At 54.6% G+C, this 23,385-nt stretch carries 18 protein-coding genes; 12 read left to right on the top strand and 6 right to left on the bottom strand.

The features are described 5' to 3' along the window. Positions 1-2,232 (top strand): phosphoenolpyruvate--protein phosphotransferase (gene ptsP, locus ENI00_RS04725; protein WP_304099539.1); only part of this gene is annotated, 2,232 nt, incomplete at its 5' end. 63 nt (positions 2,233-2,295) lie between these two features. Further along, positions 2,296-3,540, top strand: coding sequence for a patatin-like phospholipase family protein (locus tag ENI00_RS04720; RefSeq protein ID WP_304099537.1), 1,245 nt, complete (start codon positions 2,296-2,298; stop codon positions 3,538-3,540). Between the two features lie 83 nt (positions 3,541-3,623). On the opposite strand, the gene hslU is transcribed toward ENI00_RS04720, so the two are convergent. The 5 genes from hslU to ENI00_RS04695 all read right to left on the bottom strand — a co-directional run bounded on the left by hslU (position 3,624) and on the right by ENI00_RS04695 (position 10,240). Next, the gene (hslU, locus tag ENI00_RS04715) at positions 3,624-4,955 is read right to left on the bottom strand and encodes an ATP-dependent protease ATPase subunit HslU (protein WP_304099535.1); all 1,332 of its coding nucleotides are present in this window, start codon (positions 4,953-4,955) and stop codon (positions 3,624-3,626) included. Between the two features lie 12 nt (positions 4,956-4,967). Beyond that, entirely contained in the window at positions 4,968-5,528 is a 561-nt protein-coding gene (gene hslV / locus ENI00_RS04710; protein ID WP_304099532.1) for an ATP-dependent protease subunit HslV, read from the bottom strand. Positions 5,529-5,624: 96 nt separating this feature from the next. Next, a complete protein-coding gene (locus ENI00_RS04705; protein WP_349740356.1) occupies positions 5,625-6,119 on the bottom strand; it encodes an SPOR domain-containing protein in 495 nt (164 codons plus the stop codon). Positions 6,120-6,263: 144 nt separating this feature from the next. After that, complete coding sequence (argS, locus tag ENI00_RS04700; protein WP_304099527.1) at positions 6,264-7,952, bottom strand: arginine--tRNA ligase; 1,689 nt, start codon at positions 7,950-7,952, stop codon at positions 6,264-6,266. Positions 7,953-8,065: 113 nt separating this feature from the next. After that, positions 8,066-10,240 carry a primosomal protein N' gene (locus tag ENI00_RS04695; RefSeq protein WP_304099524.1) on the bottom strand — a complete coding sequence of 725 codons (2,175 nt, stop codon included), beginning with the start codon at positions 10,238-10,240 and terminating at the stop codon, positions 8,066-8,068. Positions 10,241-10,422: 182 nt separating this feature from the next. Here ENI00_RS04695 and rpmE point away from each other — a divergent pair, with 182 nt between their 5' ends. Together rpmE and ENI00_RS04685 are read left to right on the top strand one after the other, a co-directional pair. After that, positions 10,423-10,644, top strand: a complete 222-nt coding sequence (gene rpmE, locus ENI00_RS04690; protein WP_304099521.1) for a 50S ribosomal protein L31 — start codon at positions 10,423-10,425, stop codon at positions 10,642-10,644. A gap of 225 nt (positions 10,645-10,869) precedes the next feature. Continuing rightward, positions 10,870-12,135, top strand: a complete 1,266-nt coding sequence (locus ENI00_RS04685) for a malic enzyme-like NAD(P)-binding protein (protein WP_304099518.1) — start codon at positions 10,870-10,872, stop codon at positions 12,133-12,135. Between the two features lie 149 nt (positions 12,136-12,284). On the opposite strand, the gene ENI00_RS04680 is transcribed toward ENI00_RS04685, so the two are convergent. Further along, on the bottom strand, positions 12,285-14,822 hold the full coding sequence (locus ENI00_RS04680; protein WP_304099515.1) for a penicillin-binding protein 1A: 2,538 nt from the start codon (positions 14,820-14,822) through the stop codon (positions 12,285-12,287). 194 nt (positions 14,823-15,016) lie between these two features. Here ENI00_RS04680 and ENI00_RS04675 point away from each other — a divergent pair, with 194 nt between their 5' ends. From ENI00_RS04675 to ENI00_RS04640, 8 genes are all read left to right on the top strand, one after another. Beyond that, the gene (locus ENI00_RS04675; RefSeq protein ID WP_304099513.1) at positions 15,017-16,081 is read left to right on the top strand and encodes a pilus assembly protein PilM; all 1,065 of its coding nucleotides are present in this window, start codon (positions 15,017-15,019) and stop codon (positions 16,079-16,081) included. Next, on the top strand, positions 16,081-16,647 hold the full coding sequence (locus ENI00_RS04670; protein ID WP_304099511.1) for a PilN domain-containing protein: 567 nt from the start codon (positions 16,081-16,083) through the stop codon (positions 16,645-16,647). The genes ENI00_RS04675 and ENI00_RS04670 overlap by 1 nt, the downstream gene beginning before the upstream one ends. Next, positions 16,644-17,255 carry a type 4a pilus biogenesis protein PilO gene (locus tag ENI00_RS04665; protein WP_304099507.1) on the top strand — a complete coding sequence of 204 codons (612 nt, stop codon included), beginning with the start codon at positions 16,644-16,646 and terminating at the stop codon, positions 17,253-17,255. The genes ENI00_RS04670 and ENI00_RS04665 overlap by 4 nt, the downstream gene beginning before the upstream one ends. Positions 17,256-17,257: 2 nt before the next feature. Next, positions 17,258-17,806 carry a pilus assembly protein PilP gene (locus tag ENI00_RS04660; RefSeq protein ID WP_304099505.1) on the top strand — a complete coding sequence of 183 codons (549 nt, stop codon included), beginning with the start codon at positions 17,258-17,260 and terminating at the stop codon, positions 17,804-17,806. Between the two features lie 65 nt (positions 17,807-17,871). After that, complete coding sequence (pilQ, locus tag ENI00_RS04655) at positions 17,872-19,911, top strand: type IV pilus secretin PilQ family protein (protein ID WP_304099502.1); 2,040 nt, start codon at positions 17,872-17,874, stop codon at positions 19,909-19,911. Positions 19,912-20,056: 145 nt separating this feature from the next. Next, a complete protein-coding gene (gene aroK, locus ENI00_RS04650; RefSeq protein ID WP_304099499.1) occupies positions 20,057-20,623 on the top strand; it encodes a shikimate kinase AroK in 567 nt (188 codons plus the stop codon). Next, positions 20,616-21,713 (top strand): 3-dehydroquinate synthase, encoded by a 1,098-nt coding sequence (aroB, locus tag ENI00_RS04645; protein WP_304099495.1) that lies wholly within the window; start codon positions 20,616-20,618, stop codon positions 21,711-21,713. The genes aroK and aroB overlap by 8 nt, the downstream gene beginning before the upstream one ends. 35 nt (positions 21,714-21,748) lie before the next feature. Beyond that, positions 21,749-23,254: an AAA family ATPase gene (locus ENI00_RS04640; protein WP_304099491.1), complete on the top strand. Its 1,506-nt coding sequence runs from the start codon at positions 21,749-21,751 to the stop codon at positions 23,252-23,254. Positions 23,255-23,385 lie beyond the last annotated feature (131 nt).

Below are 23,385 nucleotides of genomic sequence, written 5' to 3'. Positions count from 1 at the left end.
GCAGAATGGTCAGCATGGGCGTTTCAGTCCGTCATTTCGCCTGTTTACTTGCTGGATCCCGCGTCTAACCGCTACATTTTGATGGCGACTGAAGGCCTGTATCTGAAAGCCGTAGGCAAAGTGAGCCTTGCGCACTCAGAAGGGCTTGTGGGGCTTGTGGGCTCCCGGGAAGAGCCGATCAATCTGGAAGATGCGCCCTCCCACCCCCGTTATCGATATTTTCCTGAAACCGGCGAAGAGCGCTTCCGGTCGTTTCTCGGGGTTCCTATTATTCACCATCGCCGGGTGCTTGGTGTTCTCGTGGTTCAGCAAAGAGAGAGTTCCCGGTGTTTTGATGAGGGTGAAGAGGCGTTTCTGGTCACGGTGTCTGCGCAGCTTGCGGGTGTTATTGCCCACAGCGAAGCGACCGGTGCCATTAGTGGCCTTTCCTTGACCGGTGAGGAGGCCCGTGACGTCAGTTTTAACGGTGTGCCCGGTGCCCCTGGTGTTGCTATTGGCCACGGCGTTGTCGTCTATCCGGCCGCCGATCTGGACGTGGTTCCCGATAGGCCCGCAGAAGACATCGAGCTGGAACTGGGGTTGTTCCGATCGGCGGTACAAGCGGTCTGTGAAGATATTGAACAGGTTGCAAAGCGTTTGACGTCGCGGCTTCGCCCGGAAGAGCTGGCACTGTTCGATGTGTATCTGCGCATGCTGGGCGACGAAGCATTGCCCGGTGAGGTCAATAGCCGAATCCGGGAGGGCATTTGGGCTCAGGGCGCTCTTAAGCAGGTGGTTCAGCATTATGTTCGTCATTTTGAAATGATGGACGACCACTACCTCCAGGAGAGGGCGGTTGATGTGCGCGATCTTGGTCGCCGTCTGCTTTCCTACCTGCAGGAAGGTGAGCAGAAAGACCTGAACTATCCCGAACGCACGGTTCTGGTCAGTGAAGAGTTGACCCCCGCCATGCTTGGAGAGGTACCCCGGGGGCAGTTGGTCGGCCTGGTGTCGGTAAAGGGCTCAAGCAACTCTCACGTCGCCATTCTGGCGCGAGCGATGGGCGTGCCCACAGTGATGGGGCTGGTGGATATTCCGGTTAATCAGCTCGACGGTAAGGAACTGATTGTTGACGGTTTTGAAGGTCAGATTTTTGCATCCCCCTCCGCGGATCTTCGAACATTTTTTCAGGAAATCTGTGATGAAGAGGACGAGCTTGATCGAGGCCTTGAGGCGCTTCGTGATAAGCCGTGTGAAACGACGGACGGCTATCGAGTCCCGTTACTGGTCAATACCGGGCTGATGACCGACGTTGTGCGCTCTTTGTCTCACGGCGCTGAGGGCATAGGCCTTTATCGCACCGAAGTACCGTTCATGATCAAGGATCGGTTTCCTTCGGAACAAGAACAGCGACAGTATTATCGGGAGCAGCTGGAGGCGTTTGCGCCTAATCCGGTGACCATGCGCACGCTGGATATCGGCGGTGACAAATCGCTGACGTACTTTCCGATTCAGGAGGAAAACCCATTTCTGGGATGGCGCGGTATTCGGGTGACGCTGGATCATCCCGAAATTTTCCTCGTTCAGGTGCGGGCGATGCTGAAAGCCAGTGAAGGCTTGAACAACCTTCAAGTCATGTTGCCTATGATCAGTAATATCTCTGAAGTGGAAGAATCCCTGCACCTTATTTATCGGGTTTATCACGAGGTGAGGGAAGAGGGCTACGACATCCAAATGCCCAAGGTGGGCGTGATGATAGAGATACCGGCCGCTGTGTACCAGATTCGTGAGCTGGCCGATCGCGTCGATTTTCTCTCGGTAGGTTCCAATGACCTGACCCAGTATTTGCTGGCGGTAGATCGCAATAATCCCCGTGTAGCCCAGCTCTATCACTCTTATCACCCGGCGGTGTTGCAAGCCCTCGTGCGTGTTGCTCAGGATGCACATGCTGCCGGCAAGCCGGTAGGCATCTGTGGCGAATTGGCGGGGGATCCCGGTGGTGCGCTGTTGTTGATGGCGATGGGCTATGATTCGCTGTCTATGAACGCAGCCAGTTTGCCGAAAGTAAAATCCGTGATTCGCAGTGTCAGCCGGGAATGGGCGGTGAAACTTCTCAAAGATGTGTTGTTGCTGGATTCGCCTCATGTCATCAAAAGCTGCGTGGATCTTGCGCTGCGCAATGCGGGTTTTGGCCGGTATCTGCGTCCGGGCAAGTCCAAGTCGGCGGCGCTGGCCGGGCAAGCCGAGCCTTAACGGCGCTTTCGATGCACTCGCTATCCATTCTCGACCTGTTATTCATCTGGAAAAGGAACGGCTATGAAAACGCCAACCGATCTGAAGCCTTCTCCCCGCATAGGCCTTGCGCTTGGCGGAGGCGGCCCGTTGGGTGGCATTTACGAAATTGGCGCACTCCGGGCGCTGGATGAAGCCTTGGATGGCCTGGACTTCAACAACCTCGACGTATACGTGGGTGTTAACTCTGGTTCCTTTGTTGCGGCTAACCTGGTCAACCAGATGACCACGGCGCAACTGTGCCGTATTTTTGTCCGCAATGAAGCCGAGGTTCATCCTTTTCACCCGGATGTGTTCTTCCGCCCGGCGTTGAAAGAAATCGGAAGTCGCCTGCTGGCCGTGCCTGGGTTGTTTTCCACCGCCCTGCGTCGGTTTATCAATAACCCATACGATCAGAGTTTGCTCGAAGCCCTCACTATACTGTCGCAGGCGGCTCCCGCCGGGCTTTTCGATAATGAAGGGCTGCATGACTACCTTAAACGCGCCTTTTCCATGCTGGGGCGTTCGAACGATTTCCGGCAGCTAAAGCGCAATCTCTACATAGTGGCTGCCGACGTGGAAAGCACAGAGGCTGTTTGTTTTGGTGCTCCCGGATTTGATCACGTACCGGTTTCCCGGGCCGTTCAGGCCAGTACAGCGTCGCCCGGCTTGTATGTGCCTGTTGATATAGACGGTCGGTTTTATGTGGACGGAACACTGCACAAAGGTCTGCATGCATCCGTAGCGTTTGAGGACGGCGCTGATCTGGTTCTCGCCGTTAACCCCCAAGTGCCGATTGACGCCAACGCCGCAGTCAGGGCCGGCACCATGGCGCCAGGAGAACTGACGCATTCAGGCATGCCAAACCTGCTGTCTCAGAGCTTCCGGACGTTGGTGCACTCACGCATGAAGTCAGGAATCGCGCATTACGCGACGGATTATCCGGATAAAGATATTGTGTTGTTCGAGCCCACCAGGGACGACGCCAAACTGTTTTTCTCTAACGTGTTTAGTTTTCAATCACGCCGGATGGTTTGCGAGCACGCGTATCAGATGACGCGCCGGGATCTGTTGAGCCGGGCCGACGAGCTGGAACCCAAGCTGATGAAGTATGGTATCAGGCTTCGGCGGGACCGATTGGAAGACGAACAGCGAACCATAAGCACCAGTCTTTACGGCGAAATGCTGCCGCTGTACGTGGCAAAAAGCAGGCAGAAAAAGGCGGCGGGGAAAGGCCGGATCGTGACCGGACTTGAAAACGTTACTCAGCTATTTTCGAAAGCAGAGTAGTTAAGCCTGTCACACCAGCCGGCCCCACCAGGTGAGTAAAGCTTACTCGCCTGGTGGGGCCGTTCTTGATTCGCGGGCGCGGATCAGAGGATATAACGACTCAGATCTTCATCTTCCGACAACTCGCCAAGCTTTTCGTTAACGTAGTCAGCGGTAATTTCGAACGTTTCGGTTACCCCGTCACCCGCATCGAATGAAAGGCTTTCCAGTAATCGCTCCAGAACCGTATGCAGGCGTCGCGCGCCTATGTTCTCGGTGGTCTCGTTAACCTTCCAGGCAATCTCGGCAATGCGGACAATGGCCTCTTCGTTAAACGTCAGCTTGACACCCTCGGTTGCCATGAGAGCTTCGTATTGCTGAACCAGTGAGGCATCCGGCTCTGTCAGAATGCGCCTGAAATCGTCGGGGCTCAAAGCCTGCAGCTCCACACGGATCGGTAGGCGGCCTTGAAGCTCCGGAATCAAATCCGAGGGTTTGGACAAATGAAAAGCGCCAGAGGCAATGAACAGAATATGATCCGTGCGCACCGAGCCGTATTTGGTGCTCACGGTGCTGCCCTCAATCAGAGGCAGGAGATCCCTCTGAACCCCTTCCCGGGACACATCCGAAGAGGTGTTTTCCGAGCGCTTGGCTACCTTGTCAATTTCATCGAGAAACACAATGCCATTTTGCTCAACCGCGAGAATGGCTTTCTGCTTGATCGATTCCTCATTAACCAGTTTGGTGGCCTCTTCTTCTTTCACCCGTTTGAGGGCGTCCGCCACTTTCATCTTCCGGGGCTTGGACTTTTCAGAAGCCATATTCGAGAACATGCTCTGAAGCTGATTGGTCATCTCTTCCATGCCCGGCGGCGCCATGATCTCAACGCCCGCGCCTGAGTTGCGAAGATCAATCTCGATTTCCTTATCGTCGAGCTCGCCTTCACGCAGCCTCTTCCTGAACAGCTGGCGGGTGGAGGAATCTTCAGGCGGCTTTTGGCTGTCCTCTTCAAAGCTACGGGCTGGCGGAATAAGGGCATCGAGAATGCGGTCTTCAGCAGCGTCCAGAGCTCGTTCTTCGTGGCGCTTCATTTCCTGCACGCGCAACATCTTCACGGCCATATCGGCCAGGTCACGAATGATCGATTCCACATCACGCCCAACGTAACCCACCTCGGTAAATTTGGTGGCTTCCACTTTGAGGAAAGGCGCGTCGGCCAGCTTGGCCAGGCGGCGTGCGATTTCGGTTTTACCTACGCCGGTAGGGCCAATCATCAGAATGTTCTTGGGCGTAACTTCATCGCGAAGCGTGGTGTCCAGCTGCATCCGGCGCCAGCGATTTCTGAGGGCAATCGCCACGGCTCGCTTGGCCTCTTGCTGACCCACGATGTGTTTATCAAGTTCGTGAACAATCTCACGGGGAGTCATTGCAGACATGGTTGCTCCGGATCAGTCGGTTTTGGAGGGTGCGTCTTTGGCGGTTACACCGGTGGACAGCACTTCGACAGTGCGATTATGGTTTGTGTAAATGCAGATGTCCGCCGCTATATCCAAGCCTTTATCCACAATTTCATGTGCGGAAAGCTCGGTGTTTTCAAGCAGTGCGCGGGCAGACGCCTGCGCGAACGGGCCCCCGGAACCAATAGCGATCAACCCCTGCTCGGGCTCGATCACGTCGCCGTTACCTGTAATGATCAACGAAGCGGTTTTGTCTGCCACGGCCAGGATGGCCTCCAGTCGCCGCAGAGCCCGGTCTGAGCGCCAGTCTTTGGCAAGTTCAACGGCCGCCCTTGTAAGGTTGCCATTGTGTTTCTCAAGCTGGGCCTCAAATCGTTCAAACAACGTAAAGGCATCCGCGGTACCACCTGCGAAACCTGCGATCACTTGGCCGTTGTAAAGGCGGCGAACCTTGCGGGCATTACCCTTCATTATGGTATTCCCCAGGGAAACCTGGCCGTCGCCACCCATGGCAACTTCGTCATCGCGTCTGACGGAAAGTATGGTAGTCATTAGGGCTCCAATTGCCTGATAGAAATCGCTATGGAGCAGTTATGGAGGCAGGATGAGAGAATTCAAGTGGTGTGCAAGACGGCGCCGGAAGCGCCGCTATTTTTTCTTCGGAATTTTCCGGCCAAGCGGCTCAATATTAATAGCCACCAACTTGTCGATAGCCGAGCTCATCTGGCTGCGGGTTGTGAACGGGCCAACATTGACGCGGTACCAGACCGAACCACTGTCGAGCTCAATACGCTGCACCGCTGCTCTGAGTCCCTGAAAAGCTATCTGCGCACGCTGGCGCTCGGCGTCGTCCTTGCTGCGGAATGAGCCGGACTGCACGAGATAATCAAAATCCTCTCTGGTTGAGCTCGGCGTGTATGCTTCGACGGTTCGGGGATTAACTTCCGATTCGGGCAACATGTCATAAAACCGGAAGCCTGGCCTTTTTTCTTCCTGTTTTGCGGCTTTCTCTGACGCTTGCGGTGCCGTCTTTTCAACTGTCCGCGGTAACGACCCGGTGGTGGTTGGCACGGTATTCAGGTAAACAATGAATCCGATAAACCCGCCCACCGTAGCCAGCGACAGGATCCACTTGAAGGACAAGCCCCCACGTTGGGATCGAGCCGGCGCTGCGGGTTTTGTGCGCTTTTTTTGGGGGCGAGCAGGCTTGGCCGGCTTTCTCTTTGAGATGGCGGATGGCGTACCTGACCGATGTTTGCGGGCGTAGTCTCGGGACATTGTTTTTACTTACATCTCTTCTGGTGCGCTGACGCCTAACAGATCAAGCCCATTGGCGATCACCTGGCGTACGGCGAGATAAAGGCTTATGCGCGCATCGCGAACAGCAGCGTCTTCAATCAACACTTTGTGAGCGTTGTAATACGTGTGGAACTGTCCTGCCAGGTCCCTCAGGTAGTGTGTGAGGTGATGGGGTTCCCGCTGGGCAGCGGAATTGGCAATAAGCTCCGGATACTTCGCCAACTGGTTTGCCAGTTCCTTTTCTTCATCCAGAACAAGCAACGACAGATCACCGACGCACTCGTTGAGCCCCCGCTCGACGCCTTTTTCAGCCGCCAGTTTCCGTAACACACTGCTGATGCGCGCGTGGGCATATTGAACGTAATACACCGGGTTTTCATTGGTCTGGGAACGAGCCAGATCGATGTCAAACGTCAGTTGGGAGTCGACGCGCCTTGCCGCAAGGAAAAACCGGGTTGCATCGCGGCCTACTTCATCGATCAGGTCGCGGATGGTGACGTAGCTGCCGGCGCGTTTGGATATCTTGACCTCCTGGCCCGACCGGGTAACCGTCACCATTTGATGCAGAACGTAATCTGGCCAACCTTCGGGGATGCCCGCATTCAACGCCTGTAATCCTGCACGCACGCGGGTCACGGTGGAGTGGTGGTCGGCGCCTTGTTCGTTGATGACAGACGTAAACCCCCGTTGCCATTTGTCCATATGATAGGCCACGTCTGGCAGAAAATAGGTGTAGCCTCCGTCCTTCTTGCGCATCACCCGATCTTTATCATCGCCGAAGTCGGTCGTTTTCAGCCACAGGGCGCCGCCGTCCTCGTAAGTGTAGCCATTATCCTGAAGGCGTTTGACGGCCGTCTCCACCTTGCCGCTCTGGTACAGGGACGACTCCAGAAAATACACGTCAAACTGAACGCCGAAGGCTTTCAGATCCAGATCCTGCTCCCGACGAAGGTAAGCAACGGCGAATTCCTGAATGGCTGACCTGTTTTCCGGATCCGCACTGGCGGTCACTTCACGATCATCTGCGGTTACTGTATCGCCCGCCAGATAAGCGTTGGCAACGTCGGTGATGTAGTCGCCGCGGTAACCATCTGCTGGCCAGTTTTCGTCCTCGGGTGTCAGCCCTTTAACGCGCGCCTGTACCGAGAGGGCGAGATTGTTGATCTGGGCGCCAGCGTCATTGTAATAGAACTCGCGGGTCACGTTGTAGCCGTTGGCTTCCAGCAATCGGCACAGACAATCGCCTATGGCGGCGCCCCGCCCGTGGCCAACATGCAGTGGGCCAGTCGGGTTGGCAGAAACAAATTCCACCTGCACTTTTTCGCCTTTACCGCTTTTGTTGCGACCGAACTGTCTGGCCTCTGCCAGAATCGTATCAACAATTTCAAAAGCACTTGCGGTACTCATGAAAAAGTTGATGAAGCCCGGGCCTGCAATTTCCACTTTTGCCACAGCGCTGCTTTCAGGCAGTTTTCCGATCAGCATCTCGGCGAGCTTACGAGGTGCACAGCCCGCCGTTTTGGCGGCAACCAATGCAATGTTGCAGGCATAATCACCGTGGGATTTGTCCTTGGTGTTGCCTACTTGTGGCGTGTAGGACTGGTCTGCAGGCAGCGTGCCTTCAGACTGAAGGGCGGCCAAGGCTGATTGAAGCAGATCGGAAACGGTCTCTTTCATGCTGTGAGATGACTCGGTTTGCTGAACAGTGGAGTTGGGGCAGGGCGCCCGATGAACTTTGAAGATGCGCATTATCGCGGAAAGTGTGGCCGCAAGCAAAAGCCCTGTGCCAGTCAGCCCGTTTCCTGAGGGTCGACATCAATCATCCATTTCGCACCCTTTGAAAATCTGGTTTGGTCGAGTGACTGGCAAATCCCGGTCAGAAGCAAATTGAGGCGCCGCCGGTTGTCAGTGTTCAGAATCAACTGAGCCCGATGTCGATCAGCTCGGCGCGCGATCAGTGCGGGCAGTGGCCCCCATGTTTCGATGCCAGGCGCGTTGGTAAGCGGCTTTATGCTGTCCAGTATTTGCAGACTTTGCGCCATCGTGTCTGCTTCCGCCCGGAAAATCGCCATCGCGCGAAACGGCGGGAGTTGGCCGGTTTCGCGCTCTTTAATAAGCTGGTCTGCCATATCCAGATAGCGGCCATTGCAGAGCGCACGGAGCAGAGGGTGGTCGCTGTGACAGGTTTGTACGACCACCTTACCGGGTTTTGAGCCGCGCCCGGCCCGGCCGCTCACTTGAAGTAGCGTCTGTATCAATTGTTCAGGTGCTCTGAAGTCCACGCTGAAGAGCCCGCCGTCTGCGTTGATAACGACGGCCAGGGTCACGTTCGGGAAGTCGTGGCCTTTTGCCAGCATCTGCGTTCCCACGAGAATGCACGGCTCTCCGCTGTTGACCTGTTTCAGGATGCTTTGAATGCTGCCTTTGCGCTGGGTGCTGTCGCGATCCACTCGAACGATGGGGGTGTCCGGAAAGTTGGCTGCGAGAACGTCTTCGCTCTGCTCTGTGCCATGCCCAACCGGCTTGAACGCTTCACTTTTACATTTCGGGCAGTTTTCGGTCGCCGGAGTCTGATAATCACAATGGTGACAGCGCATCGCCCGGTCGCGGCGATGATAGGTCAGTCGCGTGTCACAGCGCGGACACTCAACCATATGGCCGCAGTCAAAGCACATCATGACCGGCGCAAAACCCCGGCGATTTACAAACACCAGTGCCTGGCTTCCGCTGTCCAGGGTTTGCCGGATTGACTGCAGGGCCGGCCGCGAAAGCCCGCCTTCAAGGGGCCTGCTGCGTATATCCAGCAGGCTGATTGTCGGCGGGAACGCTTCGCCCGCGCGCTCTTCAAGTCTTATGAGCCGATACTTGCCGCACAGAGCATTGTGATACGACTCCAGCGAAGGTGTCGCTGAGCCCAGAATGATCGGGCAGTGGTTAAGGTGGGCACGATAGACCGCTACGTCCCGGCCCGAATATCGAAAACCCTCGCCCTGTTTATAAGAGCTGTCGTGCTCTTCGTCTACGATCAGCGTTTTCAGCCCTGTAAATGGAAGGAGCGCGGCTGAGCGAGTGCCAATGAGAATGACCGGCTCGCCGTTGCGAATTTTTAGCCAGGCACTCAGGCGTTCGCGGTCGTTCAGGGCTGAGTGCCACACCAGAATGCGCTCGCCGAAATAGCGTTGAAAGCGGGCAACGGTCTGGGGTGTAAGGTTTATTTCCGGAACCAGCACCAGTGCTTGGTCTTGGGCGGCCAGGTTCTGCTTGAGATAATGCAGATAGATCTCGGTCTTGCCGCTGCCCGTGATGCCGTATAAAAGGGAGGCGCTGAACCCGGCTGCAGGCAAGGGCAGTTGAGAGGCAGCCTCACGCTGTGCGGCGGAGAGATCCGGGGCCGCTACGGCTTCACGATACTGTTGGCTTTGGCAGGTGTCGCTCGCGGGGTTTGCCGCCTGAATCAGTTCCTTGTCGCTCAACGCCTTTAGCTGTGAGCGGGTGAAACCTGCTTTTATAACGGCGCTGCCTTTAACGCCTTGTTTATGCTGTGCTATCCAGTCCAGCAGGGTTTTCTGCTTGTGAGCGTTTGTTGGCAGCGCCACGCCGCTGCCACAGGCCCGCCACCAGTCTTCGGTTTTTTCGAGTGCAGGTCGGCCTCGCCGTAACGCAGGTGGCAAAGCAGTGAACAGGCATTCTCCTAATGGATGTTGATAATAGTCGCTGGCCCAGCTCAGAAGCTGAAAGGTTTCGTCTGGCAGCGCTGGCCAGTCTTCGAGCGCATTGTGGATTGGCTTTAGAGTGATGCCTTCCGGTGGCTGTATATCGGTTTCCACGATCAGACCGATTGCCTGTTGGCGCCCGAAAGGGATCTTTACGCGTTGGCCTGGCTTTACGCTGAGCCCTTCGGGCACCAGATAGTCAAAGAGCCTTCTGAGCGGCCGGTTCAGCGCAATGCGGGCTGTGGATGGCACTGAGTGTTTCCTTGTGGTAGGACTTGCCTGCCAGGATAATTGCAAGTAAGATTCGCGGTCTGTTTGCGGCAGGGCATGATTGTGCCCCGTCTTCTCCATTGATTCAAACATGCGGTGCCTGGCGCCAGGGCATGTAACATTGCCCCGTGATCAGGTAGCGGCATTACCCATAGAGGTTCGCCATGAAAGAAGGTATCCACCCTAAGTACGAAGACATTTCTGCAACATGCTCTTGCGGTAACGTCATCAAGACCCGTTCTACCATCGGTCACGATCTGCAGCTTGACGTGTGTTCACAGTGTCACCCGTTTTACACTGGCAAGCAAAAAGTTATGGACACCGGTGGGCGTATCGACAAGTTCCAGAAACGCTTTGGTGGCCGCATCGCAGGCAAAAAAGACTGATGCAGTCGCAGAATTGAAAAAAGCGCCTGAGGGCGCTTTTTTTGTGGGCAATACCTTGCAGTTGACTCATTTTGGCTGAAAGCAACTAGCCGTATTGACTGGTTATAGTAGGTTTGGCGTGCCCTTGTCGTTTGGGGGCGGGCGGGCCATAATGATATTGTTATCCGGGTGGCTATTGCCGCCCGGAGGCCTATACCTATAAACGTGACAAACGGAACTGTGGCAATGTCTCAAGATCTGAAAGAAGCAGCCCTTGAATATCACGCCAAGCCGCGGCCTGGAAAGCTGAGTGTTGAAATCACCAAGCCGACTGCGACCGCTCGCGATCTAGCTCTTGCATACAGCCCTGGGGTTGCAGCGCCCGTGCGTGAGATAGCGAAAGATCCGGAGAATGCCTACAAGTACACCGCCAAGGGCAACCTCGTGGCGGTTATCTCCGACGGCACTGCGATTCTCGGCCTGGGTAATCTGGGTCCGCTCGCAAGCAAGCCGGTAATGGAAGGCAAGGGCGTTTTGTTCAAGCGTTTTGCCGGAATCGACGTATTCGATATCGAGGTTAACTCTGAAAGCCCACAGGCGTTTATTGAAACCGTCGAGCGTATTGCGGACACTTTTGGCGGTATCAACCTTGAAGACATCAAGGCTCCAGAGTGTTTCGAGATTGAGCGCGCGCTGATCGAACGCTGCAATGTGCCCATCTTTCACGACGATCAGCACGGTACGGCCATTGTTACAGCGGCCGGTATGATCAACGCCCTCGAACTGCAGGGCAAAAAAATTGAAGATGCAAAAGTGGTTTGCCTGGGTGCCGGCGCTGCCGCAATTGCTTGTATGAAGTTGTTGATCAGTTGCGGTATCCGCCCTGAAAATATCTTCATGCTCGATCGCAAGGGTGTGATCCACTCAGGTCGCGATGATCTTAACGAGTACAAGGCAATGTTCGCTAACGATACGGACAAGCGCACACTGGATGATGCAATGGAAGGCGCTGATGTGTTTCTTGGCCTTTCCGGTCCAAATCTGCTGAGCGGCGAACAGCTCAAAAAGATGGCGCCGAACCCTGTGGTGTTTGCGTGCTCCAACCCGGACCCGGAGATTGATCCGGAGATAGCCCATTCGGTTCGTGACGATCTGATTCTGGCGACCGGTCGATCAGATTATCCTAACCAGGTAAACAACGTTCTTGGCTTCCCGTTCATCTTCCGTGGAGCATTAGACGTGCGCGCAAGCTGCATCAACGAAGAGATGAAAGTAGCCGCGGTAGATGCCATTCGTGAACTGGCCAAAGAGCCGGTTCCGAAGGAAATCTGCGAAGCCTACGGCGCTGAAAGCTTTGAGTTTGGTAAGGAATATATTATTCCCAAGCCCATGGATGTTCGTCTTCTGGAGGTGGTTCCTGCTGCCGTGGCCCGTGCGGCCGTGGATTCAGGTGTGGCCCGTAAAGGCTACCCTGCACACTATCCACTGAAGAGTATAAGCGACATCATCTGATTGGCGGCGCTATTTACCGGATGGCGCTAGTTACCCAAGCGGTGCTATCTAAATGCTAAGCTTTATGAACATAAAAAAACCGGCGGTGATCCCGCCGGTTTTTTTATGGGTGCGTGTTAGCCTAAAGGCATACGCGCGGAGGAGAGAGGTTAAAAAATCTGGCGTGAAAGGTCATCTCCGTTTCCGCGCGTGCCACCCGGCCCAACGTCATCCGCGGTCAGTGGTGCGGGCGCATCTTCTTCCTTGAAAATTTCGAAAATGCCGTCCTCTCCGGGCCTGGCGCGCTCGCCGGTGTCGGCGTTGATGCGGATGTTAACGATACCGTTTGGTCTGGGCATAAAAGCAGGAGGGCTTCCGTCCAGCGCCACTTTCATGTAATCCATCCATATGGGCAGGGCCGTGCTTGCGCCAAACTCTCTGCGGCCCAGAGGAGCAGGTTGGTCAAGGCCTACCCATACGGTGGTGGCAAGGTTGTAATTGAAGCCTGCAAACCAGGTATCCCGCTGCTCGTTGGTTGTGCCTGTTTTGCCTGCAATATCATCCCGCCCGAGTGCCAGAGCACGGCGTCCGGTTCCAAGCTTGATTACGTCCCGAAGCATGGAGTGCAGAATGTAGACAGAGCGCTCATCTGCCAGCCTTCGCATGACCCGCGTTTTTGGTGTGGTTTCTGTCGTGACGGCCGGAGAATCGTCAATGGCAACGTCGCCTGCGGGCTCCGCTGCGGCTGTGTCAGTTGTGCCGCAATTACGATCACAGAGGATGACTTCCGGGGCCTGGTATAGGGTTTCTCCGTGCACATCCGTGATGCTCTGAATCAGGAAGGGCTCAACATCGTAGCCGCCGTTGGCGATGACGGCCAGGCCCCGTGCTAACTCCATCGGTGAGAGCAGCCCGCTGCCCAAAGCAAGTGACAGGTTTTCGGGCATATTCTCAACGGGCACTTTGAGCTGTTTCAGATAGTCCAGTGTCTGGGGAATGCCAACGTCCCTGAGTAGCCGGATAGACACCAGGTTTCGTGAGCGGTATAACGCCTCTCGAAGTCGGGTAGGGCCATAAAACTGTCCGGAGGAATTCTGCGGGCGCCAGGCAGTTCCGAGTTCGGAGTCGTCGAACACAATAGGCGCATCGTTATAGATAGTCGCAGGCGTTATACCGCTTTCCAGAGCGCCTAAATACAGGAACGGCTTGAAGGTTGAGCCAGGTTGCCGCTTGGCTTGCATGGCACGGTTGTACTTGCTCTGCCCGAAGCTGTAACCGCCGGCGAGTGCTTCAATGGCACCTGTTTTCGCCTCCAGAGACACCAGTGCACCTTCAACACTTGGAATCTGCGCCAGTGCGACCTTGACCGGCTGGGCGATTCCAGTCGTTGCGTTATCCGCAGGATTGCCATCTTCAGACGCTGACCCGGCCTCAGGTGTTATCGGCGCTTGAGGTAGTTCCTCCAGGCGAACGTATACAACATCGCCTACAGACAAAACGTCAGACGGCTTTTCCGGCTTGGGGCCCATCAGGTTTTCTGTTTTGTAGCGCCTCGCCCATTGCATCGATTCGAATGGCATAACGGCAGGCCCAAACCTTCGAACGTAGGCGAGAGCTTCTTTTTTGTCATCATTAACGGCTGTAATGACCGCGGGCATCAAGGATTCGATTCCAGGGTAGTTTCGCATAACGTTCGAAAGGTCGCCGCCGGCCAGGGTCTCGGCATCCAGTTTGCCAATGCTCCCTCTGAAGCCGTGTCTGCGATCGTAGGCTTCAAGGCCGCTCCTGAGCGCATCTGTGGCTGTTTGCTGGTCTTTGCTGTCCACGGTCAGTGTGACGGTGTACCCGTCGGTGTACGCTTCTTCACCAAAGCGTCTGACCATCTCGGCACGGGCCATTTCAGCTACGTAGTCAGCGTCGACTTCGGCCTCGATGGCGTTATACGTGGCCGTGATCGGAGCTTTGACCGCCAACTCGTAGGCGTCGGCTGTGATAAAACCAAGCTCTTTCATTCGTCCAAGAATCCAGTCTCTGCGAATCAACGCACGCTGTGGATTGGCAAGCGGGTTGTAGGCTGAAGGGGCCTTGGGCAGGCCTGCCAACATGGCCATTTGAGCCAGAGAAAGCTCGTTAATCGGTTTGTTGTAATAAACGCGAGACGCGGCAGCAATACCGTACGCCCGGCTGCCCAGGTAAATTTTGTTCAGATACAGCTCGAAAATTTGGTTTTTGTCCAGCTCACGCTCGATCTGAAGTGCCAGAAGTATCTCGTTGAACTTGCGAATAAACGTCTGATCACGTGACAAAAAGTAATTTTTTGCAACCTGCATTGTGATGGTGCTGCCCCCGGATTGGATGGAGCCGGTGGACACCAGTTCGATGGCAGCCCGCACCAATCCTCTGATGTCGACCCCGAAGTGCTCGTAAAAACGCGAGTCCTCGGCTGCCATAAACGCTTGTAACTGAATTGTGGGGATCTGTTCGATTGTGATCGGTGCCCTTCTCTTTTCACCGAATTCTGCTATTAATCTGTTGTCTTTGCTATATACCCGCAGCGGCGTCTGGAGTTTTATTTCCAGAAGCTGGTCGACAGGAGGAAGGCCGGGGCGAAGGTAAAGATAGAAGCCTGAACCGACGATAACGGCGATACTCAGACCAGTGAGAAACAACCATGCAAGAAGACGAGATGTACGTAACAAATGGGACATTTTTTTCTGACAACTGTTGGATATAGGTCTATCATTTGAGAAATTGCTTTAGGAAGGATGAGTCGCTTCACCGGTGCATTTTTCTCTGCTAAATAAGAGAAAACATTGTAAACGGAATGATGAAGAAATTCTCTTAAATAAAAAACACATAACACATGTAACCGGGTGTATCTGGCCAGGTTTAGGGTGAGCGCGTGTTCGGATTGTTCGGAAAGAAATCCAGTGCAGTATTAGGTGTGGATGTGAGCTCAAGCTCTGTCAAGCTCCTGGAGCTGTCGAAACAGGGCGATCGATATAAGGTCGAGAGCTACGCCGTTGAGCCATTGCCGGCCAACGCGGTCGTTGAGAAAAACATCACGGATGTAGAAGCCGTCGGTGAGGTTCTCAAACGGGTGTTGTCCAAGTCTCGCACCAGCGTCAAGCAGGTGGCAGTGGCGGTGTCCGGGTCTGCGGTCATTACCAAGGTCATCCAGATGGACGGGGGGCTTAATGAGTTTGAAATGGAAGACCAGATTGCCCTTGAGGCGGATCAGTACATTCCATATCCGCTTGACGAAGTCGCCATCGATTTCGAGGTGCAAGGCGCCTCGGAGACCAATCCGGATCAGGTAGATGTGCTGCTTGCGGCGTGCCGCAAAGAGAATGTCGATATCCGGGAAGATGCGCTCGAAATAGCATCCCTCAATACAAAAATTGTCGATGTTGAAGCCTATGCTCTTGAGCGTGCTTACGCTTTGATTGAGTCCCAGCTGGATGCCCAGGGTGAAGATCTTGTGGTGGCCATCGTTGATGTTGGCGCCACCATGACGACGCTGAGCGTTCTGGCGGAGGGCAAAACGGTTTACACCCGGGAGCAGATCTTCGGTGGAAAACAGCTCACCGAGGAGATACAGCGCCGCTATGGCCTGTCGGTTGAAGAGGCGGGGCTAGCCAAGAAGCAGGGCGGGTTACCGGATGATTATGAATCCGAGGTGCTTACACCGTTCCGCGAAGCCGTCGTGCAACAGGTTGCGCGTGCTCTGCAGTTCTTTTTTGGCGCCAGTCAGTATAACGCTGTGGATTACGTGGTGCTGGCAGGTGGCACGGCTTCGATTCAGGGCCTGACAGAAATGGTGGAAGAAAAAACCGGTACGCCGACACTGGTCGCGAACCCCTTTGCAGAAATGGCGGTTGGCTCACGAGTTAACGCATCTGCCCTGAGTAATGATGCCCCCTCGCTGATGATTGCCTGTGGCCTGGCAATGAGGAGCTTCGACTAATGGCAAAAATTAACCTCAGGCCTTGGCGCGAAGAGCTCCGGGCAGAAAAGCAGAAGCAGTTTATTGTAATGGTCGTTGGTGCCGCCATTATCGCAGGCGGGCTAGCCTTTCTCTGGAACACAGACCTCGACAGCAGTATTGCGTATCAACAATCAAGAAATGCCTACGTCGAATCTGCTGCGAAAAAACTGGACGAACAAATACGCGAAATCGACAACCTCAAGCGCAAACGCGACGAACTGTTGGCCCGTATGAAGGTCATCCAGGACTTGCAGGGCAAGCGCCCGGTCATTGTTCGCGCCTTTGATGAACTGGTTCGCACCTTGCCTGATGGTCTTTATTACACAGACCTCAAAAAATCAGGTGATCAGGTGAGTATCGTCGGTATGGCAGAATCGAACAGTCGGGTCTCGACGCTTATGCGGCAGTTTGAAGAATCCGATTGGTTCACCAGCCCGAACCTCTCTAACGTGTCGTCGGCAGACGGCAAGCGCGCGGGGTACAGCCAGTTCACCATGACGGTTCAACAAAAAACACCCAAACCCGAAGGGGAGGATAAGTTATGAGCCTCGCAAACTCCTTCAAAAGCCTCAATGAATTCGACATCAATGATCTTGATGTCAACAATGCCGGCATCTGGCCGGCACCCATCAAGGCCATTGTTGTTCTGATTGTGTTTGGCGTGATTCTGGGCGGCGGCTACTGGTTCTTTATCAAGGATCAGTACGTGCAGCTCGATCGGGTTGAGAAAACCGAACAGGACCTGCGCAAAAAGTACGAAGAGAAAGCCTACCAGGTGGCTAACCTTGAGGTTTTCAAAGCGCAGATGGTCGAAATGGAAGAAACCTTTGGCGCGCTGGTGCGACAGCTCCCGAGCGAGACCGAAGTACCGGGCCTCCTGGAAGATATTACCAACACGGCTCTGGGTAGTGGTCTGGAGCTGCAGGAAGTAAAGCTGCAGCCTGAGCAGAAACGTGACTTCTATTCCGAGTTGCCGATCAATATCCGTGTTTCTGGCTCTTATCACGAGCTTGCGTCCTTTGTGAGCAGTGTTGCGAGCCTTCCGCGGATTGTAACTTTGCACGATTTAACCATTAAACCAACTGGCGGAGACGGGGAGCGACTTGATATGCAGGTTGTGGCCCGTACCTATCGCTACCGGGCTGGAGAATGAGCATGGCAGCAACGCATGCGGGTAAAGCCTGGCTGACAGTTTGTCTGGTATCACTCCTGACGGCCTGCACTCAAGGCAGCGGTTTTTCTGATCTGGACAAGTTCATGGCAGATACTCGGGCAAAACCCCGGGGACATGTCGAGCCGTTACCCGAATTCAACGCATACGAGGCGTTCAGTTATTCTGCAGCGGACAGGCGCGCGCCGTTTGAACCGCCTATGGATGTTCAATTGACCATGGTTGATGAAAAGCCGATCAGTGATGTTGAACCAAATCTGGACCGGCCAAACGAAGTGCTGGAAAACTTTGATCTGAAGGATTTGGGGATGGTGGGTACGCTTCAGGGCGTGTCCGGCAACCTCTTTGCACTGATTCGGGACACCACGGGTGGCATTCACCGGGTTCGCACCGGAAATTACATGGGGCAGAACTATGGTCGTATTATCGGCGTTAGTGACACTCGGATTGAGCTCATGGAAATTGTTCCCAATGGCCGGGGTGGTTGGGTAGAACGCCCGCGCTTTCTGACCCTTGACGAAGACGCAGGCTAAGGAGCGGCTCGATGAAAATTGAAAGAAAAATGCATATACAAAAAAGTTCGGGGTCGAGGCTAGCGATGTTCAGAAAACTCAATGTATACGTCAGCGTGATTGCTCTTGGGTTGTTGTCCAGTCTGGCCAGTGCGGTCACTCTGGAGGACGTGTCGTTTTCGTCGCTACCGGGGGAACGCCTGGAAGTGACGCTTAAATTTGATGGTCAGCCACCGGAACCATCGGGTTACACCATTGAGCGCCCAGCGCGCATCGCGGTGGATCTGCGCGACACGACCAGCGGGCTCAACAGCCGCAGCATCCCTTTGGGGTCCGGGAATGCGCAGAGTATGACGGTGGTAGAAACCAAAGATCGTACCCGCCTGATTTTCAACCTGATTGAACTGGCACCTTATGAGACGGTTCGCACCAATGATTCTCTGGTGATGACCATTGGTGGAGAATCCAGTGGGGGTTCGGCAACGGCCGCCACATCCGGGAGCACTGCGTCTGCGATGCCCTCAGTCTCTCCCGATACGCTTGCTGGCGTTGATTTCCGTCGCGGTAAGGATGGAGAAGGTCGCGTGATTGTCGATCTCGGCAGCTCTGGAACGCCCGTAGACTTGTCTGAACTGGGTGGAAAGATTCGTCTCACCATGAACGGAATCTCGGTACCCGCAAACCTGCGTCGCCGTCTCGATGTCACTGACTTTGCAACGCCGGTCAGCCGTATCGATACGTTTGTCGAAGATGGTAATGCGGTTGTCGAGATTCGCCCGGAAGGTAATTACGATTACATTGCCTATCAGTCTGGCAGCCAGTTTACGGTTAGCGTAGAGAAGCTCTCGGAAGAAGAGGCTGAATCCCGCCGCGAAGAAAAATTCCCGTACACCGGCGAGAAGCTCTCCCTGAATTTCCAGGACATCGAAGTGCGTTCGGTGCTGCAGCTGATAGCTGATTTCACCGGTCTGAACCTGGTGGCGAGTGACACGGTTGGCGGCAGTATCACGCTGCGCCTGCAGAACGTGCCTTGGGACCAGGCCCTGGATCTCATCCTGAAAACCAAAGGATTGGACAAGCGCCAGATTGGTAACGTGTTGCTGGTCGCGCCTGCCGATGAAATTGCGGCCCGAGAGAAGCTCGAACTTGAAACGACCAAGCAGATTGCAGAGTTGGCACCGGTCAGGCTGGATATCATTCAGGTCAATTATGCCAAGGCTGGCGACATCGTGGCTTTGATCAAGGCAGACGAGGAACTGATTACCGATCGCGGTTTCGTATCCTCCGATGTTCGAACCAACACCATCAGTGTTCGCGAATCAACCGATAAGCTGGAAGAGATTCGTCGTCTCGTGTCCACTTGGGATGTACCGGTTCGCCAGGTTTCCATCGAAGCGCGTATTGTGCGAGCTCAAAAGAACGTTGCTGAGGAACTGGGCGTGCGCTGGGGAGCGGCCGGCAGAGGAAATGCGAATGGCGGATCGAATAACGTTGTCATTGGCGGATCCCAGGCCGGTTTGGGTGGTGTACTTGGTTTTCCCTCTGATTTGAACGTAGATCTCGGGACAACCCGTTCACCCGCAGGTTCGGTTGCATTCGGCTACATTGGCACCGATTTCCTGATCGATATGGAGCTGTCGGCATTTGAAAGTGATGGCCAAGCAGAGGTGGTTTCACAGCCTCGGGTTGTGACTGCGGATCGTCAGACCGCTTCAATCAAGTCAGGTGAAGAAATTCCCTATCAGAAGGCTACGTCAAGCGGTGCGACCTCTGTTGCATTCAAAGAAGCCGTTTTGTCTCTGAAGGTAACTCCGCAGATTACGCCAGATGACAAGATTATTATGGATCTGGTTGTTAATCAGGATTCACGCGGTGAGGTGACTGAGGGCATTCCGTCGATCAATACCAACCAGGTGACCACTCAGGTGCTCGTTGGTAATGGCGAAACGGTTGTGCTGGGTGGCATCTTCCAGTCAGAGGTTGCGACTACCGTAATCAAAACCCCGTTCCTCGGCGATATCCCTTATCTTGGACGCTTGTTCAAGCGTACAGAGCGGATCAACGAGCGCAGTGAGCTTTTGATCTTCATCACGCCTAAGATCATAAAGAATGACCTGATCCGGTAATCCAGCCAGAGGTACGGGAAAAAAGCCGCCGCGAACAACCGGCGGCTTTTTTATGCCTGCAAATCCAGTGGTGCCAAAGCTGACGCTTATGCAATCTGCGGCCCTGTGATATTCTCACCCGCTTGAACACTATTGAGCGGAAGTTATGTCTTTGCCCAAACGCATAGTCCTGGTTGGCCCCATGGGCGCCGGTAAAAGCACGATCGGCCGAATGCTCGCGCGGGAACTGGGGTATCGATTCCTTGATTCTGATCGAATCATTGAAGAGCGCTGTGGGGCAAATATTCCCTGGATATTCGATGTTGAAGGCGAAAAAGGGTTCAGGCAACGTGAAACCGCGATGTTAGGGGAGCTGTCTGTGGAGCCGGAGACGGTTCTGGCCACCGGCGGAGGCGCGGTCATACGTGTCGAAAATCATTCCGCGCTGAAAAAAGACTCGCTAGTGGTCTACCTTAGAACCTCCATAGAGCAACAGGTAGAGCGCACTCGTAAGGATCGTAATCGACCACTGCTGCAAAACGATGATCCGGAGGGCGTTTTACGTGGCCTGTTTGCCATCAGAGACCCCCTCTACACAGAGCTTGCCGATATCATTATGCATACAGACCGCAAGAGCCCCCGACTAGTCGTGCGTCAACTCGTTAACCGTATGAATCCCAAAACGCCACGACAACAAAGACAAGTGCGAAAGGAGGGCCGTAACCATGTATAACCTGCTTCACAAGCTTTCGGTTGATCTGGGCGCGCGCAGCTACCCCATCATGATTGGCGAAGGTTTGCTGGGTGAATATGATTTGTCAGACTACGTTGGTGGCTCTCAAGTGATGATTGTCACCAACGATATCGTCGGTCCTTTGTATCTGGAGCAAGCTTTGGCCTGCTTTCCCGGCAAGAGGGTGGACTCGGTTGTGCTGCCAGACGGTGAGCAGCACAAAGATTGGCAAACCCTGAATCTGATCTTTGACGCCCTGCTGGAAAAACGCCACACCCGCAAAACCACGTTGGTCGCCTTGGGCGGCGGTGTGGTTGGTGACATGACAGGGTTTGCAGCTGCTTCATACCAGCGTGGCGTGCCGTTCATCCAGATACCGACGACCTTGTTATCCCAGGTCGACTCTTCAGTGGGAGGAAAAACGGGCATTAACCATCCACTGGGCAAGAACATGATCGGGGCATTTCATCAGCCAGAGGTGGTACTGATTGATACCAATACGCTTCAGTCGTTGCCACCGAGAGAAGTGTCCGCCGGGCTCGCAGAGATCATCAAATACGGCTTGATACGGGATACGGACTTTCTCGATTGGCTCGAACAGGGCATTGACCAACTGGTTGCCTGCGACAGCAAGGCGCTCGCAGAAGCCATATTTCGATCCTGTGCCTGCAAGGCCGAGGTTGTTGCTCAAGACGAGCGTGAGACCGGTCTGAGAGCAACGTTGAACCTTGGTCACACATTTGGCCATGCGATCGAGACCTTCGCCGGTTATGGCAACTGGTTGCACGGTGAGGCAGTGGGTTTGGGCATGATCATGGCCGCTGACCTCTCTGCGAAGGAAGGATCAATTACCCAAGCTGAATACGATCGCATCGTGCGCATTGTCAGTAGCGCCGGCCTGCCTGTTTTACCGCCTGCGGATATGTCGCCCGCCCATTTCGTGAACTTGATGGCCGTAGACAAAAAAAATGTGGATGGTCAGTTAAGGTTGGTGTTGCTTCGTTCTGTCGGGGATGCGGTGGTTACCGCTGATGCATCGCCGAGCAACCTCTCGGCAACGCTGATGGCATTCTGCCGCCAGCAAAGCTGAGCAGAGGTAGTAACATTGCACAACAGGAATTTTTGGTGACTGACGACAACTTCAACAGCCTTGATGGCGGCGGTTTGTTTCCAAGGTTGCAGCAGCGTTACGGCTTGAGAGACAACCCGCTGGAAATGGAGACGCCGTTCTTTCCCGATGGTATGCGCCATCATGCTCTGGAAGCGCTTCGTCATCTGTGTGGGTTTGGCGATATGGCGCTGTTGCTCACTGGTGCTCCAGGTTCGGGTAAGAGCCGATTGCTGGCTGAGTTGGTGCGCAGTGAGTCGTCGAGGCTGGGATTTCACCGACTTCCTGCCGCAGCCCTGACAAGCTCAAACGCCCTGGCAAGAGATCTGAAACAGGTTGCCCGATCGGGCGCAAATACGGACGATAGTGCGCGTGAAACCGTTTATCGCTTTTTCCGGTGGTCTGAGAACCGTGTCGCCAAGGGGCAGCGAATGGTGCTGCTCATTGATGATGCTCACCAGGCCTCTGGGGAACTTCTCAAGCTGATTCTTGATGGTTTTCTGGCCGCTGATCGCAGTAAGGCAGCGGTTCCGGTATTTGCCGGTGAGGATGCGCTCGTCACGCTTCTGAGCCTTGAGGATTCATCGGTGCCTGCTCATGAGACTCATCAGGTCCATTTGCGTCCTCTTACCAGAGAAGAAGTGTTCTCCTATCTTGAGCCGCGCGTTCACAGAGCGGGCGGCAAGGTGGATGAGCTACTGAGCCCGGCCCGGCTCACCAGAATATACGATCTCAGCCAAGGCAGCTTTTCCCGAATGAAAAGAGTCACGCCCGGTATCTGGCTGGACATCGTTTCCGATGCGCCTAGGCCGAAGCGTTCGCGGGCTATCGATTTCAAGCAGCTCCGCTTGCCGGCGCTGGCTTTGCTGATTCTGGGAGGGTCCTGGTGGTTTGTGTCCCAGCAGTATAACGAGACAGTAGCTCTGGAGAAGGTGGCTGTTCCTGAGCCTGATCGCATCCGAAAGAGCATTACGATTGGCCCCCGTATGCCAGAAGAAAATCTGACTGAAGAAGTGCCGGTTGAGCGGCTCCCGTCATTGATTGAACCTGCGCCAACGCAAGAATCTGTTACTGAGATGAAGGCTGGGTCAACGCCGGATACTGTTTTTGAGCCAGAGCCAGAGCCAGAGCCAGAGCCAGAGCCAGAGCCAGAGCCAGAGCCAGAGCCAGAGCCAGAGCCAGAGCCAGAGCTGCAACCACAACCAGAGATTGTGGCTGAGACCGGTTTTGTTCCCGAAAATGCCAGCGCATATGTGGATATCAAACAGCTACGCAGTCGCAGCAAAGGCTGGACGATTCAACTGGTGGCTGGAAATCTGGAGCAGACTGCGCTAAATGTTGTTTCCCGATACCCATCTCTCGACAAGATGCTTTATACATTAGGTGAACGTAAGAACAAGCCGTGGTTCATGGTGTTCTATGGAAACTATGCGTCTAAAGAAGAGGCCCAAAACGAGGTATCCCAATTGCCTGACGCACTAATTTCGGGCGCTCCCTGGGTGCGTACAACCAAGGACCTGTGACCGGATCGTAAATACGACGTAACTTCCTGTTTCGTATCGATCAAATTTCCGCCTTGTTGCAACCATTCCAAAGAAATATTGTCAAATCTGTTTGAGTGCGTATTTACACGTGTGTAGAATGGCTTCCCCAT

It is taken from the genome of Marinobacter antarcticus (assembly GCF_011049865.1).
Taxonomy (GTDB): domain Bacteria; phylum Pseudomonadota; class Gammaproteobacteria; order Pseudomonadales; family Oleiphilaceae; genus Marinobacter; species Marinobacter antarcticus_A.
The sequence above is the reverse complement of the archived record's forward strand: the minus strand, read 5'-3'. Positions and strand labels throughout refer to the sequence as shown.

Excerpts from the sequence above, each read along its gene's own strand:
- ENI00_RS04680 (WP_304099515.1), bottom strand. The coding sequence starts at position 14,822 with ATGTCCCATTTGTTACGTACATCTCGTCTTCTTGCATGGTTGTTTCTC.
- ENI00_RS04720 (WP_304099537.1), top strand. The coding sequence starts at position 2,296 with ATGAAAACGCCAACCGATCTGAAGCCTTCTCCCCGCATAGGCCTTGCG.
- aroK (WP_304099499.1), top strand. The coding sequence starts at position 20,057 with ATGTCTTTGCCCAAACGCATAGTCCTGGTTGGCCCCATGGGCGCCGGT.
- rpmE (WP_304099521.1), top strand. The coding sequence starts at position 10,423 with ATGAAAGAAGGTATCCACCCTAAGTACGAAGACATTTCTGCAACATGC.
- ENI00_RS04665 (WP_304099507.1), top strand. The coding sequence starts at position 16,644 with ATGAGCCTCGCAAACTCCTTCAAAAGCCTCAATGAATTCGACATCAAT.
- ENI00_RS04685 (WP_304099518.1), top strand. The coding sequence starts at position 10,870 with ATGTCTCAAGATCTGAAAGAAGCAGCCCTTGAATATCACGCCAAGCCG.
- pilQ (WP_304099502.1), top strand. The coding sequence starts at position 17,872 with ATGTTCAGAAAACTCAATGTATACGTCAGCGTGATTGCTCTTGGGTTG.
- aroB (WP_304099495.1), top strand. The coding sequence starts at position 20,616 with ATGTATAACCTGCTTCACAAGCTTTCGGTTGATCTGGGCGCGCGCAGC.
- hslU (WP_304099535.1), bottom strand. The coding sequence starts at position 4,955 with ATGTCTGCAATGACTCCCCGTGAGATTGTTCACGAACTTGATAAACAC.
- argS (WP_304099527.1), bottom strand. The coding sequence starts at position 7,952 with ATGAAAGAGACCGTTTCCGATCTGCTTCAATCAGCCTTGGCCGCCCTT.
- hslV (WP_304099532.1), bottom strand. The coding sequence starts at position 5,528 with ATGACTACCATACTTTCCGTCAGACGCGATGACGAAGTTGCCATGGGT.
- ENI00_RS04660 (WP_304099505.1), top strand. The coding sequence starts at position 17,258 with ATGGCAGCAACGCATGCGGGTAAAGCCTGGCTGACAGTTTGTCTGGTA.
- ENI00_RS04670 (WP_304099511.1), top strand. The coding sequence starts at position 16,081 with ATGGCAAAAATTAACCTCAGGCCTTGGCGCGAAGAGCTCCGGGCAGAA.